Below are 16,020 nucleotides of genomic sequence, written 5' to 3'. Positions count from 1 at the left end.
CTTCAGTTTTTTTTTTGAGTAAAAAAATACCCAGTAAAAGGTATGTTTTTTAATGTTAAAATTCTTATTTTGAAGACTTTAAAAAATCAATCAAAATGAAAGAAATCGACAATAAAAATGACCTTCGGATATGGTTGGATAGCGGAGCCAAAGAACCAACAGCGATACAAGCTATAGACTTAACCGATTTCACAGAAAAAATAACTAAACTCTTTTTCAAAGATTCAATATTCTTAGGTTGTGAAATGCCAGATGAATTAGCGGGATATATTGTTAAAACTGGAGGTATGGTTATTTCCAATGGAGAAGATATAGCTTTTGAAACACACAGGGCACGTTTATATAAAGTAAAAGAACTATTTAAAGGATTTGATATTAAAAATGAAGATGGTTATAAAAGTACTTATGACTATAAAGTTTATAAGGAATACGTAGTTAACGGAATGGAAAATCCATTGTCCATAAAGACAAGTCTTATGAGACGACTTCATGACCATAGTATTACGGATGCTTTGGGTGAAGTTTTAAAAGGGCGTAAGGTAGTGGCAATAATGGGAGGTCATTCGATGGAGCGTCGAGACCCATACTATTTACGAGTTGCTAAAATTTCAAGAACACTTACGCAAAAAGGTTTTTTAATGGTAAGTGGTGGTGGTCCTGGCGCTATGGAAGCTACTCATTTAGGTGCATACTTCGCTTGTAGAAAATTGGAAGAATTAGAGGAAGCCGTTGACGAAATAAAAGTACGTCCGCCAGATGCACCAGATGGTAAAGAATATGCTGATAAGGATTGGTTGCATAGAGCTTGGAGAGTTATGGAAAAATATCCTATTCCTAATGGAAAAGAAAAAGAATCTAAGAGTGTTGGAATCCCTACTTGGTTGTATGGACATGAACCACCAGCACCATTTGCAACGCACATAGCTAAATATTTTGCAAATAGCGTTCGAGAAGATGGGCTTTTAGCGATTGCAAAATATGGAGTCATTTTTGCTCCTGGCAGTGCAGGAACTACACAAGAGATTTTTCAGGATGCTGCCCAAAATCATTATGCTCCCTACAATAAACATGATTTTAAGAAATATGTCTCCCCAATGATTCTATTTGGGAAGCAAAGATGGACAAAGGAACGACCTGTTTGGGACTTAATAAAGAAAGTGTCTGAGGGTAGACCATATGGAGAGCTGCTACATCTATCTGAGGATGAAAATGAAATTATAGATATAATATTGAAATATAATCCAGACAAATACTCTTTTCCCAAATAAAGTGATGTAATCTATAAATGTCATTGTCTTTAAAGATTTTTAGCAGATGATATTATCCTAAAAAGCAATACAAATCTGATACAAGGCATTTTATTTTAGAGAGAAAATTTAAGAGTCAAATATCAAGTAATAGTATTTAAAGAGGTAACTGATTTTTATGATTACATGATACTAGATGAATTAAGAACAATTGTACTTCATTAAAACAAATAATTGAAATGAGGATAAATGAAATAATAAACATAAATGACTTTTATTACGAGGTATTTATGTCTATTTCGAAAGCCCTGACAGGGTTTTCTATAGAAGAATTACAATCCACTGGTTTAAGTATAGAATATTACAATTACATTTTGAACTCAATGGAATCAGGCACTTTTGTTGAATTTCTCAGTGTTTCCAAATCTATTTTGGAAACTTCATCTAATGAAGATGAATTGAAAAAAAACATAACAGATAGCTTGGTAACTGCTAAAGATATGAAGGTCATTACAAGCAAGATAATTAATGTTTGGTATTTAGGTTCGTGGAATGGAACTTATATTACTCAGTTGTCTTATACCGAAGGTTTAATCTGGAAGTTAATGGAGAGTCATCCTCCTGGTGCTAAACAACCTGGATTTAAATCATGGAGTGTTAAACCATTTAATTCATAATCCATGTCTAAATCAGAAAAGAAAAAAAAGAATGATGTTATTATAGTTGGCACAGGAATTTCAGGTTCAATGGTCGCAAAACTTCTTACTGATCATGTCTATGAAAAAAATGAAAATCGAATTATTCATAGAAGAGAGGTGGGTTCTAAATCGAACATTAGAGAAATATCTATTTTAATGTTAGAGGCAGGTTTAAAGGCTGGACTGGAACTAGAGAACACTGATGCACTAAATACATACAGTGATTATATAAAGACTTACTATGAAAGTGTGGCTAAAGTACCCAATTCTCCTTATCCTAATTTGAAACAAGCTCCTTCTCCTGATGTAATCCACATACGTAAAATTACCCCTCCATTTCCAGATAAAACAGGCTACCTCGTACAGTTTGGTCCGATGCCTTTTGCTAGTGACTCAATTCGTATTGGTGGTGGAACAACGCTTCATTGGCTAGGAACTACCCCTAGAATGCTACCAAATGATTTTAAATTGAAAAACAAATATAATCGGGCGGTAGATTGGCCAATAGATTACGATGAGTTAAAACCATATTATGAGATGGCCGAGTTTGAAATAGGTGTTTCTGGTAATGTTCATGTTCAACAATATCCCGAAATAACAGATATGGATGAGTATTATGGAAAAGATTATGTATTTCCAATGAAAGAAATCCCTCAGAGTTATATGGATAAAAAAATCATGGAAAAACTGTCAGGTGAGAATGTAAAAATGGGCTCGGAAAATTATCCACTAATCTTTGTGCCTTCTCCTCAAGCACGAAATTCTACACCCAATCCAAAATTTAAGAATACTAAACTAATTAAAGCACAGAAAACGAAAAAGTTACCTAACTATCGTTTGGTTTTAGATGAAGACAAAGAAAAGTATGCTGCGATTGGAGCTACATGGAATCCCTATTTAGGTGAGCGTTGCGAAGGTAATGCTTCTTGTGTACCTATTTGCCCTGTTCAGGCCAAATACAATGCTTTGAAAACTTTAAAAAAAGCATTGTATAAGAGAAATGATAATGATAGTCTAACACGTATTGACAATATTGAAGTTCAAGCTCAGAGTGTTGTATACAAGTTGGAAGTTGATACTTCTGATAATGAGCGTATCACTAAGCTTTATTTACGTAAATATTTTTCAGAAGATAAGAGTGACTTTGTTGAAGAAGTAATTGATACTTCCGAGTCTATAGTGGTTCTTGCTGCAAATGCCTTTGAAAACCCGAAAATTTTATTGAATTCAAAATACTTAAAAATAGAAAATAACAAAACAGTAGAGAGAACTGTTGCAAACCGTAGTGATCAGGTAGGTAGAAATTTAATGGACCATATGGTATTGCTTACATGGGGATTGTTCCCTGAACCTGTTTATCCTTTCAGAGGACCAGGTTCTACAACCAATATTTCTACTTTTCGAGATGGTGATTTTCGAGGTGATTATGCTCCTTGGATTTCGCCATTAGATAATTGGGGGTGGGGTTGGCCCGCGTTTTCACCTGGCACAGATATTCAAGAATTCATTAGAAATGGCCAATTTGGAACTGAATTAAAGGAATCTCTAAAACATAGACTTACAAGGCAATTCTTGATTCACTTTGAGATAGAACAACTTCCCCATCCAGAAAACAGAGTGACTATCAGTGAAGAATATCTTGATGTTATGGGGATTCCAAGACCTATTGTTCACTTTCAATTGACGGATTATGAAAAGAAAGGTATGGAACAGGCAAAACTTGTGTCTGATCAAATGATGAAACAAATGGGAGCTAAAGATTATACAGATTATAGAGAAGGAGACAATAACACTTTTGTTTACAACAATGTTAGATATTCATATAATGGGGCAGGCCATGTAGTAGGTACGCATCGAATGGGTGATGACCCAAATAAATCGGTTACCAATAACTATTGTAAAGCTTGGGATCATCCAAATTTATATATCGTAGGTGCTGGTAATATGCCAACTTTGGGAACATCAAATCCAACCTTGACCTTAACGGCTTTAGCCATTCGTTCAGTAGAATCCATTCTTAGCGATATTGAACAAAATATTAAATACAATAAATAATGAGGCAGAAACTAATCGACAAAAACAAAAATGTAGAAGAGCCAGTTCTTAAACCTAAAAATTCGAAGTCGTTACCTGAAAATGATTTTCCATCTCTTTCTCAACTTCTATTCAATAAAGAGATTAGTATAGAGGATTGGAAACTTGGACTCAAAGAGCATAGTAATACGCTGTCAAACTTACTTATTAATGGCGATTACGAAACTTTTCAACAATATATGGAAAGCACATCTAAATCATTGCTGGAAATGGAGTTAGAAGTTAAGAAAGAAACTGATAGTAGTATTTCATTAGTTGAGCAAAGTGATATTGCTACGATAGATTACAAAGGGTTTCTTCAGGAACTTTTACAATTAGCAATACTTATAGAACATTCTACAATTCCTCCTTACTTAACTGCACTTTACTCTATTAAAAATGGCACAAATGAATGGGCATCTCAAGTCGTTAGAAGTATTGCTGTGGAGGAAATGCTTCATATGATTATGGTATGTAACGTTATGAATGCAATGGATATTCAACCTTCGGTTAATGCTCCTGAAAACTATCCTGTTTACCCAATGCAATTACCGTTGAATGTTGATTTTTATGTTGGTCTTGAAAAATTTTCTCAAAATAGTGTATCAACTTTTATTTCCATCGAAAGTCCAACTAGTCCATTGGTAGAAGCTCCCGTCTACCAGGATCCTTTAATGGGTGTTAAATTATTTGGAATAGAAGAAATAGCTAGAACCGATGGACACTGGAATATTAAAAACTTAGAAGAGTATATAAAAATGTATGTCAATACCATAGGGGAATTTTATGACCTTGTGTTCTTCTTTATTGTTCTGTTCCAGGCTCTTGATTATTATCGTACAACAGGGAAATGGCCTTCTTCCTTTGAAGAAATAAATACCGGAGGAATATTTAAGGGAAACCCTAAAAAACAGATACGTCCTGAACAATATTATGGTAGTGGTGGTAAGTTGCATACTGTAGAAAGCCTAAAAGGAGTTATAGAAGTTTTTGAAGAGATTAAGGGACAGGGAGAAGGTGCAGATGGAACAGTTTTTTCTGTTGACCCATCTCAGTTTGGAGAAGGGTTTGAACTTGCCCATTATTTCAGGTTTAAGGAAATTTTTCATGAACACCTCTATTCGGGTGGGGATTATAAACCATTTATGGATAAAGATGGAATGATGCCCGTATCTACACCTCCTGTTGGAAATGAACTTCTAATAGATTGGAGTGCGGTATATCCAATTAAGTCAAATTTTAAAATTGAGGAAGTGTCATCTAATGCTTCATTGAGTCGAATGGTCAATGAATTCAATAAAACTTACAAAAAACTATTAGATGCTATACAACATGCTGTAGAAGGCAAGCATGAGGAATTGGAGAAGTCAATCATTATAATGTATGCTTTGAAAGAACAAGCGGTAAATTTGATGCGTCAACCGTTGTCTAGTGTAGAAAATGCTGCTCCTACTTTTGAATATCCAATTGATTGAAAGGGTATAAAAATTAATTCAAAAGGATTACTGTTTTAATAGCTTCTCTCAAATGTAACTTCTGTTTGAAATTAAAGCTATATGGAAATCGGAATCAGTTTTCAAAGGTTAAAATCGGTTCATAAAAAGGTTATTGAGTTCAAATTTCTGAAATTTAAACTCCCCTAATCACTTACTTCTTGTATATAAAGGTGATTCTAAAATACTTTTGCCCTCGATTAAAACGATTCTATAAAATTTAATGAAACTTAAGTTTCTCATATTAATTTCTTCCTTGCTTTTAGCTCCTCTGACCTCAGGGGAGGTATTCAATACACAACCTTTGGAAGGTATTACTTCAGAGGTTGAAGAAGAAATTTATGTAGATGTCATCGCACCCATTGTCGATGATGTTATCATTGAGGACGGTGGAAGTTTCGGAAATGGAGCACTGCTTCAAAATTATGTTGATATACGGCATATAGAGATTCTCGTAAAATCAAGTATTGGTTCTTTTTCCAATAATTTCAGTCTAAACCAGACACCACATTATATCAAGTATTGTCGTCTGAAGATTGCTTGTTAATCCTACACTTTAAAGTCCTAACGATTTAGGCATTTCCCAGTATTTAAAATTTCAATTCAAATAATCAATTGAGTTCGATGATATGTAATCGTACTCACAATATCAATTCATTTAAACAATCAAAGTAATGAAAAGAATTCCCATTGTTATGGTCTTATTGATTCTGTTAAGCTATACAAGCTGCAATCAACACAAAAAAGAGCATAAAGAGCAGGTCAAACATTTGGTAACCAGTCCAATTAAAATGGATACCATAATTACCAAAGACTATGTATGTCAAATCCATTCCATAAGGCACATAGAGTTAAGAGCTCTTGAAAAAGGATACTTGCAAAAGATATCCGTAGATGAAGGACAGACGGTAAAGAAAGGGCAACCCATGTTTAAAATAATGCCCAATGTGTATCAGGCAGAACTACAAAGAGCCGAAGCTGAAGCCGATGTAGCGGAAATCGAGTATAAAAACACCAAATTATTGGCAGATAAAAATGTGGTTTCCCCTAATGAGTTGGCAATGTCCAAAGCAAATTTTGAAAAAGCGAATGCCGAAGTTACGATGGCAAAAACCCATCTTGGGTTTACGGACGTTAAAGCGCCATTTGATGGTATTATGGACCACCTGCATGTAAGGGAAGGAAGTTTGCTGGATGAAGGTGAACTGCTCACCACTTTATCCGATAATAGTAAGATGTGGGTCTATTTCAATGTTCCCGAAGCTGAATATCTGGATTACATTACAGATGGCCATAAAGATGACAGAACGGAAGTAAGCCTATTGATGGCCAATAACAGAGAATTCAATCATAAGGGAATCGTAGAAACCATAGAAGGTGAATTTAATAACGAGACGGGTAATATTGCCTTTAGAGCGACATTTCCAAATCCGGACAAGATTCTAAGGCACGGGGAAACTGGTAGTATTTTAATGAGGGTACCACTTATGGATGCTCTTATTATTCCACAGAAAGCAACCTTTGAAGTGTTGGACAAGAAATTTGTTTTTGTACTGGATAAGGACAATGTGATTCAACAAAGAGAAATTTTTATAAGTGCCGAACTCCCTCATTTGTTTGTCGTGGAAAAAGGACTTTCCGAAAATGATAAGGTGTTGTTGGAAGGGATTCGATTGGTAAAAGAAGGGGAACAAATTGCCTATGAGTTTCTTGAGCCTGAAAAAGCGATGTCAAGCTTAGACCTCTACGCAGAATAATCCACCCGTAAATAGCAAAAGAAATGTTCAGTCAATTTATAAAACGGCCCGTATTGGCCATAGTCATCTCTGTAATTATTGTTTTTACGGGGTTGCTTTCCATCAATAAATTACCAACTTCTCAATTCCCGCAGATTGCCCCAACAACGGTCAATATTTTTATTGCCTATCCAGGTGCAAGTGCAGATGTATTGGTGAAATCCACCTTGATTCCCTTGGAAACCTCCATTAACGGGGTTCAGGGAATGCGTTATATCGCCTCAGATGCTACCAGTGCTGGTGAAGGTACTTTGCGCATCATTTTTGAACCAGGTACAGACCCTAACCAAGCTGTGGTACGTGTAAAGACAAGGGTAGACCAAGTCATGCCATTATTGCCGCCATTGGTACAACGTGAAGGGGTAATCATTACTCCCGTTCAGCCGAGTATGCTCATGTATGTGAACCTGTATAGTGATGCAAAGAAGAACGATGAAAAGTTCCTATACAATTATGCTTATACCAAAATCGTACCTGAGTTACAGCGAATCAACGGTATTGCGAGTGCTAAAATTTTGGGTAGCCGTAAATATGCTATGCGTGTATGGCTCAAACCAGACCGTATGCGTGCCTATAATATATCAGCCGAAGAAGTTTTGGAGGCTATGGACGAACAGAGTGTCATTGCCAGACCAGGTAGGTTGGGAAGAAGTTCTGGAAAACAGGCGCAATCCCTAGAATACGTACTTACTTATGAAGGGAGGTTCAATGAGGCAGACCAATACAAGGATATTATTATAAAGGCAAATGAAGAAGGTGAAATCCTTACGTTGGGAGATATTGCGGAAGTAGAGTTGGGAAGTGAGTTCTTTGATATCTATTCCAATTTGGATGGAAAGCCTTCAGCATCCATAGTATTAAAACAAACGTTCGGTAGTAATGCCAGTGATGTTATCGATACCGTAAAAGATAAATTAAATGAACTTGAAGAATATCTCCCTCCAGGAGTAGACTATAAAATCAGTTATGATGTTTCCAATTTTCTGGATGCATCCATAGAGCAAGTAATACATACACTCAGGGATGCATTTATCCTAGTAGCTATTGTAGTATTCCTGTTTTTAGGGGATTGGAGGTCTACGCTCATTCCCATTATAGCCGTACCCGTTTCATTGATTGGAGCGTTCTTTGTGATGCAGTTGTTCGGGCTCTCTATCAATTTGATTACGTTGTTCGCACTGGTACTGGCAATTGGAATTGTTGTGGATGACGCTATTGTTGTGGTCGAGGCGGTTCATGCCAAAATGGAGGGAGACCACAACTTAACACCTTATCAGGCGGTGAAAACGGTAATAGGTGAAATTGGTGGTGCAATTATAGCCATTACACTGGTCATGGTATCGGTTTTTGTACCCGTATCGTTTATGACGGGGCCTGTTGGGGTGTTCTACAGACAGTTTTCAATCACAATGGCAGGTTCCATTATTATTTCAGCCGTTGTCGCATTGACACTGACCCCAGTGTTATGTGCCATGATATTGAAAAATGACCACAACAAACCAAGGAAGAAAACACCAATCAACCGATTTATTGATTGGTTCAATGGCAGATTTGAGAAGTTGACAGGACGTTATGTTGGCATTTTAACGCGTATTGTAAACAGAAGAGTTGTCACTTTTGGTATTCTAATAGCTTTCTGCGTAGGAATCTTTGTAACCAATAAGGTTTTGCCTGCAGGATTTATACCAAATGAAGACCAGGGTACTATTTATGCTATAATTCAGACTCCCCCAGGTGCTACATTGGAGCGCACGAATGAGGTTGCGAGAAATCTACAGTTGTTATGTGAAGAAACGGAAGGCGTAGAATCTGTTTCATCACTTGCAGGATATGAGATTATGACGGAAGGACGTGGCTCCAATGCCGGTACTTGTTTAATCAATTTGAAACCCTGGTCAGAACGGGACAAATCGGTACATGAAATCATGGAGGAATTGGAAGAGGAAAGTAAGGATTTAGGTGCCGTAATTGAATATTTTGAACCTCCTGCAGTACCTGGTTTTGGGTCTTCGGGTGGATTTTCAATGCGTCTGTTGGATAAGACAGATGGTACGGATTATCAGGAATTCGAGAAAATAAACAATGCCTTTATGGATGCGTTGCGCGAAAGAAAAGAACTCACAGGGCTTTTTACCTTTTTTGCGGCAAACTATCCACAGTATGAGCTTAAGGTCAATAATAAAGCGGCCATGCAAAAAGGGGTTTCCATTGGAAAAGCAATGGAGAACCTGAACATTCTTATAGGAAGTACCTATGAGCAGGGATTCATTAAGTTCGGACGATTCTTTAAAGTGTATACACAGGCAGGTCCAGAATACCGTAGACTTCCGTCTGATTTGGAAAAACTCTTTGTTAAGAATGAAACAGGAGAAATGGTACCCTATTCTTCTTTTATGACCTTGGAAAAAAAATTGGGACCTAATGAGATTACCCGTTACAACCTGTATAATTCAGCAGCGATTAGGGGGCTTCCAGCGGCAGGGTATACCAGTGATGATGCCATCAAAGCCATTCGTGAAGTAGCCAAAGAAAAGTTACCCCGTGGATATGATATCGCTTGGGAAGGACTTTCCTATGATGAGGCTGGTCGTGGAAACGAATCCATTTACATTTTTGCAGTGGTATTGATATTTGTTTACCTCGTTTTAGCCGCCCAATATGAGAGTTTTCTATTGCCTTTGGCGGTGATATTATCATTGCCCGTTGGTATTTTCGGTTCATTCCTGTTGCTTAAAATGATGGGCTTAGCCAATGATGTATACGCTCAGATTGGACTCATCATGTTGGTTGGACTACTCGGTAAAAATGCGGTGCTTATTGTTGAATTTGCCGTACAAAGTAGACGTGAAGGTGCCACTGTACTGGCTGCGGCCATTGAAGGCGCAAAGATGCGTTTTCGTCCTATTCTCATGACCTCTTTTTCATTTATTGCTGGATTGATTCCATTGGTAATTGCTACAGGAGCAGGCGCCATTGGAAACAGAACCATTGGTGGTTCCGCTATGGGAGGAATGCTTATTGGAACCTTAATTGGTGTTTTGGTAATTCCTGGACTGTACTACATTTTTGGTAGAATGGCCGATGGTCGCGGACTGATTAAAAACGAGTCCGATGAACCGGTTTCCGAAGAGTTTATGAGAACATCTGAAGGTAAAAGTGAAACCAAAATGGAATTGACCCGCATAAAGAAACTGTTACAAAAGCTTACAGCTAGAAAAAAAACGAATAAGTAATGAAAACAATATTCAAACATAAAAAATCATATATCCTTCTTTTAGTTCTGGTGGCGTTCCTACAGTCTTGTGTGCCAACTAAGAACATACGGGAAGCAAATACAACTGTCCCAGAAGTGTATAAGCAACAATTGAACGACACGCTTAATAGTGGCGTGGTTCCCTGGAAGGATTTTTTCTCCGACCCATATTTGAGTGCTCTTATTGACACTGCACTGGTGAATAATCAAGAATTAAACATCGTGTTGCAGCAGATAGCAGTTGCCAAAAATGAAATTAAAGCACGAAAGGGAGAGTATCTTCCTTTCGTGAATTATCAGGCAGGAGCAGAAGTTGAAAAAGTGGGAGAATTTACCCGTAATGGTGCTGTGGAGGGCAACTTGCCAATACGAGAAGAAGAAGCATTTCCTGACCCGTTACAGAACTATACTGCAGGACTGTTTGCTTCTTGGGAGCTTGATGTATGGAAGAAACTGCGCAATTCAAAGAAAGCAGCGGTGATGGAGTATCTCGCCAGTATGGAAGGCAAGAATTTTATGGTAACCAATCTGGTGGCTGAAATAGCCGATGCTTATTACGAATTGATTGCCCTAGATAATCAATTAGCTATCATAGAACAGAATCTTGAAATTCAACAAAATGCCCTAGAAATTGTCAAACTTCAAAAACAAGCTGCTCGTGCTACCGAGTTGGCGGTAAAACGTTTTGAAGCCGAGGTATTAAAAAACAGAAGTGGTAAATATGAAGTGAAGCAACAGATTGTTGAAACTGAGAACAGAATCAACTTTTTGATGGGTAGACAGCCTATGCCAATTACCAGAATCTCAGAAAGTTTCTTAGGTACTTCTATTGATGCGGTATCTGCAGGGATACCGTCGCAATTATTACAAAATCGCCCAGATATAAGAAGGGCTGAGTATGAATTGGCAGCTTCCAAATTAGATGTAAAAGCAGCAAGAGCCAATTTTTATCCATCGTTCGGTTTAAAGGCAGGAGTCGGACTGGAGGCATTTAAACCAAAATTTTTGACTTCAACCCCTGAATCTCTTCTTTATAGTTTGGCTGGTGATGTTGTTGGTCCTTTAATCAATAGAAATGCTATTAAAGCCGAATATGCTAATGCTAACGCCAAACAATTAAGAGCCGTTTTTGAGTATGAGAAAACCATTTTGAACGGATATATGGAAGTAACCAATGAGCTGTCCAATATTGAGAACTTGAAAAAGAATTATGAGTTTAAAAATGAACAGGTCAATGCGCTCACAAAATCCATAGAAATATCAAACCAACTCTTTCAGTCGGCCCGTGCAGATTATATGGAAGTATTGCTCACACAACGAGATGCGTTAGAATCCAAAATAGAACTTGTAGAAACCAAAAAAGAGCAGATGATGGCTAGAATTTCAGTATACCGCGCTCTTGGAGGTGGATGGAAATAAAAAATATCAGTAATTAAAAAAAATAAAGATGTTCATCAATGACATTAAAAACAGTAAAATCGGTCTGCTGAAGTTAGACCATCAGGAAGCAATTTTATATCAAAGAAGCAATGAGTTTACTCAAAATCCTGAAAAGAAACATAAACACAGTGATGATTGGAAAGCAGTGGGTAAAATAAAAAATAATGCAGGTGGCAAATCAAAGAATGATGAGCACCGCTTTTTTAAAAAAATAATAAAAGAAATTTCGGATTTCGATTTTCTGCTCATAGCTGCACATGGAAAAGGAAGTGCCAATGAGGGTGAAAACCTAGAGGCATATATAAACAAACACTATAAGAATCTAGGTAAAAAGATAATGGGGCATATAGCAACCCATAATCATCGAACGGAAAATGAGTTGCTCACAGAAGCTGACACTTTTTTAAACTTTCGATGGTAAGGTCTTTTTAAATGCAAAGAATTAATAAACTAAAAACACACATAAAATGTCTATATCACAAATATATGAGTCTGGAACCCAGAAACGGAATGTACTGCATTTTGCAGCAATAGTCAATATGGCTTTGGTGGATGGGAAAGTGAACAAAGCAGAGCAGGAAATGTTGAACAACTTTTCAAGAAAGCTTGATATTAGTGAAGAACAGCACAAGGAAATAATGAATAATATTTCTAGCTATCCTTTGCCTATGGTAACATCCATAAAAGAACGCTTTGAATACATCTATGAATTGTTTTGCATGATTTATGCAGATCATGAGATTGATGAACTTGAAATGCACCTGATTAAAAGGTATGCGATAGGTATTGGATTTGATGATGTTATGGCAAAAAAATTGATACAAACCTCTATCAAGATATTCAGTGGAAAGGTCTCTTTTGATGAGTATACACTGTTCGTTAAGCTATTATCAGAATGAACTATGATATTGTAAGCATAGCAAAGAATCATTGTATGCAACGGCTTTCCAAAAGCCGTTGCGCTATGCTGCAATTCCATAATTTAAGACATACGATAGAGGTATATCAAAATGTCTTGAAAATAGGAAAATACGAAAGGATAGACTTAAAAATGCTCGAACCAGTTTTATTGGCAGCACTATTCCATGATATTGGAAATTCGCTGGTTTTTGAAGGTCATGAAGATTGCAGCTGCCATGAGGCTCGTTCGTTTTTATCCAAATACAAGTATGACAAGGTTAAGATAGCTATTGTTTGTGCCTGTATAAATGCCACTAAGATGCCGCAGAAACCTTACAGCAAATTTGAAAATATTATCTGTGATGCAGATTTATATCATTTAGGAACAAAGATGTTTTTTACGAAATGTGAGTTATTGCGAAGGGAGTGGTCAGATTTTAAGAAGGTGAATTATTCAGATGAAGATTGGAAAGTCTTAAATGTCTGTTTTTTGGAGAAGCATAAGTTTCACACCTCCTATGGTAAAAACATTTTGGATCCTATCAAGCAGGAAAATATTAAACTCTTAAAAACAGGATACAAAAGAAGGATTATTAAAGACTGATATTACCCGTGTTTAATTGGCTATTTTATAACGATGAGTATATTTTATGCATTTCAATGAATATAAAAAACTATTAAAATGTAATTTTGTAATCCTTAATGGAGTTTTCATATAACATAATAAGTATCATAGATATCCTTGGTGTAATTCAAGGACTGCTTTTTGGAATAATGCTACTATTATTGCATTCCAAAAAGAATAGGCCCACACTGTTTTTGGGGCTATTTATACTATTGTTTTCTTTAGAGCCAATTCCAAATATATTAGAGGATATGGGGATTTTGCATCAATATCCCATATTAGAACTACCACCTATTCATTTTCATTTTTTGGCCTATCCGTTGTTTTATATCTATATCCAAAAAGTATCGGTATTCAATGGTAGAAAACTGAGTTATTGGACGCTGATACCTGGTGTTGTTGAAACTGTTGTTGGGCTGATAATTTTCTTTCTTCCGATTGAAACCAAACTGCAACTCAAGTTTTCATACTATGCGTTGATTTATTTTGTGTTTGGTCTAGGCTATTCCATTTTTATTGGTGTGTTGACCATTCGTTGGATTATATTACACCAAAAAGAAGTAGGCAATCAATTTTCTGAGACGTTTCATAAAAACCTAAATTGGTCCAAACTTTTTATATACGGCAGTATTTGTTTTCAACTGCTGTTATTGCTTCACCATTTCATCGATAACCATGCGCTTTATTTCTTCGTAACCTTGGTTAATGTGATATTGATTTATTGGGTCTCTTTTAAAGGAATCACCCAGGACAATATAGTGTCGTTATATTTGGTTCTTCCTGAACCAGAGCAAAATTTTATACCCTATGAAGAAGTAAGTTCTGAGATAGAGACATCAGTTCCATTATTGTCTCAACTGTCAAGTAAGAAAGATAAGCCTCAATTTATGAATTCCGAAGAAATGATGGAGGTCATAAATACAATAACAGACAGTATACGGAATACGCAAAGTTTTTTAAGACATAACCTAACCATAGTGGACATAGCAGAGGCAACTCAAATTCACCCTAGAAGAATTTCTTATGCTCTTAACAATCAATTGGAGCTAAACTTCAACAATTTTATCAATAAGTTTAGGGTAGACAAGGCGAAAGAACTTTTAGGCGATGCTAAGTTCAGTCATTTGTCCATAGAAGGTATTGGCATGGAAGTTGGCTTTCACACCAAAGCCACATTTTATTCGGCATTTAAAAAATATGAAGGCTGTACACCTGCTAAGTATCGTTAAATCTTTTTTGAGTTTAATATTCTGAAATTTAAACTTTGTTTCCCATAGATTAATAAGAAATCAATGCAACGCAATTTAACTTTGCCCTATAAAGATTTTCATTTTTTTGATTGTTCCTTGATTGGTTAGTTGAAAGAACCCTTTATATGGTTAGATTTTATAATGTTTATAAAGGGTTTATTCAAGTTAATTACTTACAAAAATGCAAGAAATACGAAAACTTTAATCGATACCAACTTGTTGACAACAATTAGAAAAAATCGAAATCAATAATAAAATTACTGAATATGTTTAAATGGTTTAAGAAAAACAATAACTCGAAATCAGAAAATGGAAATGCGCCTGATTTTAGCAAAATAGATAGTAATAAAAAAGCAATTGGACTATTTAAAAAAGGTGAATTGGCTGAAATTCACTTAATGCCATTGGAATTTGGAGGAGAAGATAGTCCTATGAATATTCTATATGTTCCTGAATTTGTTAAAGTATTTAAACAGAAATTTGACAAAATGATTGAGGAATTATTAGCTGACGGAAAAAAATTAAACTATTCGGCTGAGCCAGAATATAAAGGAAAAAGTTTTATTCCTTCTAAACTAAAAATCAATGTGACAGGAGATTCAGAATTTAGTGAAACTATAAATATTTGGTAAACAATTTTTTTCTAAAACTAAATCACAGTCGAAACCATTTTAACATATTATTTTAACAAAAAAATATCAAGTTTTATAGCTTTGCGTTTCATATGAAACAAATTTTCCACAAAATAATGGCATCAACAATGGCGCTCGTAGTGCTTTTCTCTACGCTGTCATTTACTGTTGATATGCATTATTGTGGAGATGTATTAGTGGATACTTCGATGTTTCATACCGCAGAAACCTGTGGAATGGAAATGGAAAAAACAGTTACTACTTCAGAGTGTTCCATTGCCAAAAAGAATTGTTGTAGTGATGAACAAATAGTAGTTGATGGACAAGATGAATTGCAATTGTCCATAGACAAGCTTACGTTAGACCAGCAAATCTTTGTTGCCTCTTTTGTATATTCCTATATAAACCTTTTTGATGGATTAGAAGAAAAGGAAAATACCTATAACGATTATTCACCGCCACTCGTCATTAGGCAAATCTACAAGCTAGACGAGACCTATTTAATTTGATTTTTAAGCATTAGACTGTATTGTCCTATGGCTATGCCATTAGGATAAAATTCTTGTATTCGGTGTTTTTTCAACACCAATGTCTAACTGTTTAAAAATCAAAA

14 protein-coding genes are annotated in these 16,020 nt (G+C 36.0%); all 14 read left to right on the top strand.

The genetic code is table 11. The features are described from left to right. Positions 1-95 precede the first annotated feature (95 nt). The 14 genes from Q0820_RS08755 to Q0820_RS08690 all read left to right on the top strand — a co-directional run bounded on the left by Q0820_RS08755 (position 96) and on the right by Q0820_RS08690 (position 15,916). Positions 96-1,268 (top strand): hypothetical protein, encoded by a 1,173-nt coding sequence (locus Q0820_RS08755; protein ID WP_298487040.1) that lies wholly within the window; start codon positions 96-98, stop codon positions 1,266-1,268. Between the two features lie 410 nt (positions 1,269-1,678). Further along, positions 1,679-1,924 carry a hypothetical protein gene (locus Q0820_RS08750; RefSeq protein WP_298487039.1) on the top strand — a complete coding sequence of 82 codons (246 nt, stop codon included), beginning with the start codon at positions 1,679-1,681 and terminating at the stop codon, positions 1,922-1,924. A gap of 3 nt (positions 1,925-1,927) precedes the next feature. Further along, on the top strand, positions 1,928-4,000 hold the full coding sequence (locus Q0820_RS08745) for a GMC family oxidoreductase (RefSeq protein WP_298487038.1): 2,073 nt from the start codon (positions 1,928-1,930) through the stop codon (positions 3,998-4,000). Continuing rightward, entirely contained in the window at positions 4,000-5,493 is a 1,494-nt protein-coding gene (locus tag Q0820_RS08740) for a ferritin-like protein (RefSeq protein ID WP_298487037.1), read from the top strand. Before Q0820_RS08745 ends, Q0820_RS08740 begins: the two co-directional genes overlap by 1 nt. Positions 5,494-5,734: 241 nt before the next feature. Next, positions 5,735-6,058, top strand: coding sequence for an LCI fold-containing protein (locus Q0820_RS08735; protein ID WP_298487036.1), 324 nt, complete (start codon positions 5,735-5,737; stop codon positions 6,056-6,058). Between the two features lie 127 nt (positions 6,059-6,185). Continuing rightward, positions 6,186-7,268, top strand: coding sequence for an efflux RND transporter periplasmic adaptor subunit (locus Q0820_RS08730; protein WP_298487035.1), 1,083 nt, complete (start codon positions 6,186-6,188; stop codon positions 7,266-7,268). A 23-nt stretch (positions 7,269-7,291) separates the two neighbouring features. Further along, positions 7,292-10,540 carry an efflux RND transporter permease subunit gene (locus Q0820_RS08725; protein WP_298487034.1) on the top strand — a complete coding sequence of 1,083 codons (3,249 nt, stop codon included), beginning with the start codon at positions 7,292-7,294 and terminating at the stop codon, positions 10,538-10,540. Continuing rightward, the gene (locus Q0820_RS08720) at positions 10,540-11,979 is read left to right on the top strand and encodes a TolC family protein (protein WP_298487033.1); all 1,440 of its coding nucleotides are present in this window, start codon (positions 10,540-10,542) and stop codon (positions 11,977-11,979) included. The genes Q0820_RS08725 and Q0820_RS08720 overlap by 1 nt, the downstream gene beginning before the upstream one ends. A gap of 28 nt (positions 11,980-12,007) precedes the next feature. After that, on the top strand, positions 12,008-12,421 hold the full coding sequence (locus Q0820_RS08715; protein WP_298487032.1) for a hypothetical protein: 414 nt from the start codon (positions 12,008-12,010) through the stop codon (positions 12,419-12,421). A gap of 46 nt (positions 12,422-12,467) precedes the next feature. Beyond that, positions 12,468-12,899 (top strand): TerB family tellurite resistance protein, encoded by a 432-nt coding sequence (locus tag Q0820_RS08710; RefSeq protein WP_298487031.1) that lies wholly within the window; start codon positions 12,468-12,470, stop codon positions 12,897-12,899. Beyond that, entirely contained in the window at positions 12,896-13,504 is a 609-nt protein-coding gene (locus tag Q0820_RS08705) for an HD domain-containing protein (RefSeq protein ID WP_298487030.1), read from the top strand. The genes Q0820_RS08710 and Q0820_RS08705 overlap by 4 nt, the downstream gene beginning before the upstream one ends. A gap of 98 nt (positions 13,505-13,602) precedes the next feature. Further along, positions 13,603-14,754 (top strand): helix-turn-helix domain-containing protein, encoded by a 1,152-nt coding sequence (locus tag Q0820_RS08700; protein ID WP_298487028.1) that lies wholly within the window; start codon positions 13,603-13,605, stop codon positions 14,752-14,754. A gap of 287 nt (positions 14,755-15,041) precedes the next feature. Then, positions 15,042-15,407 (top strand): hypothetical protein, encoded by a 366-nt coding sequence (locus tag Q0820_RS08695; RefSeq protein WP_298487027.1) that lies wholly within the window; start codon positions 15,042-15,044, stop codon positions 15,405-15,407. A gap of 128 nt (positions 15,408-15,535) precedes the next feature. Beyond that, positions 15,536-15,916 carry a hypothetical protein gene (locus tag Q0820_RS08690; protein ID WP_298487026.1) on the top strand — a complete coding sequence of 127 codons (381 nt, stop codon included), beginning with the start codon at positions 15,536-15,538 and terminating at the stop codon, positions 15,914-15,916. Positions 15,917-16,020 lie beyond the last annotated feature (104 nt).

Source organism: uncultured Maribacter sp., assembly GCF_947495965.1.
Taxonomy (GTDB): domain Bacteria; phylum Bacteroidota; class Bacteroidia; order Flavobacteriales; family Flavobacteriaceae; genus Maribacter_B.
This window is presented reverse-complemented; position numbering and strand designations above follow the sequence as displayed.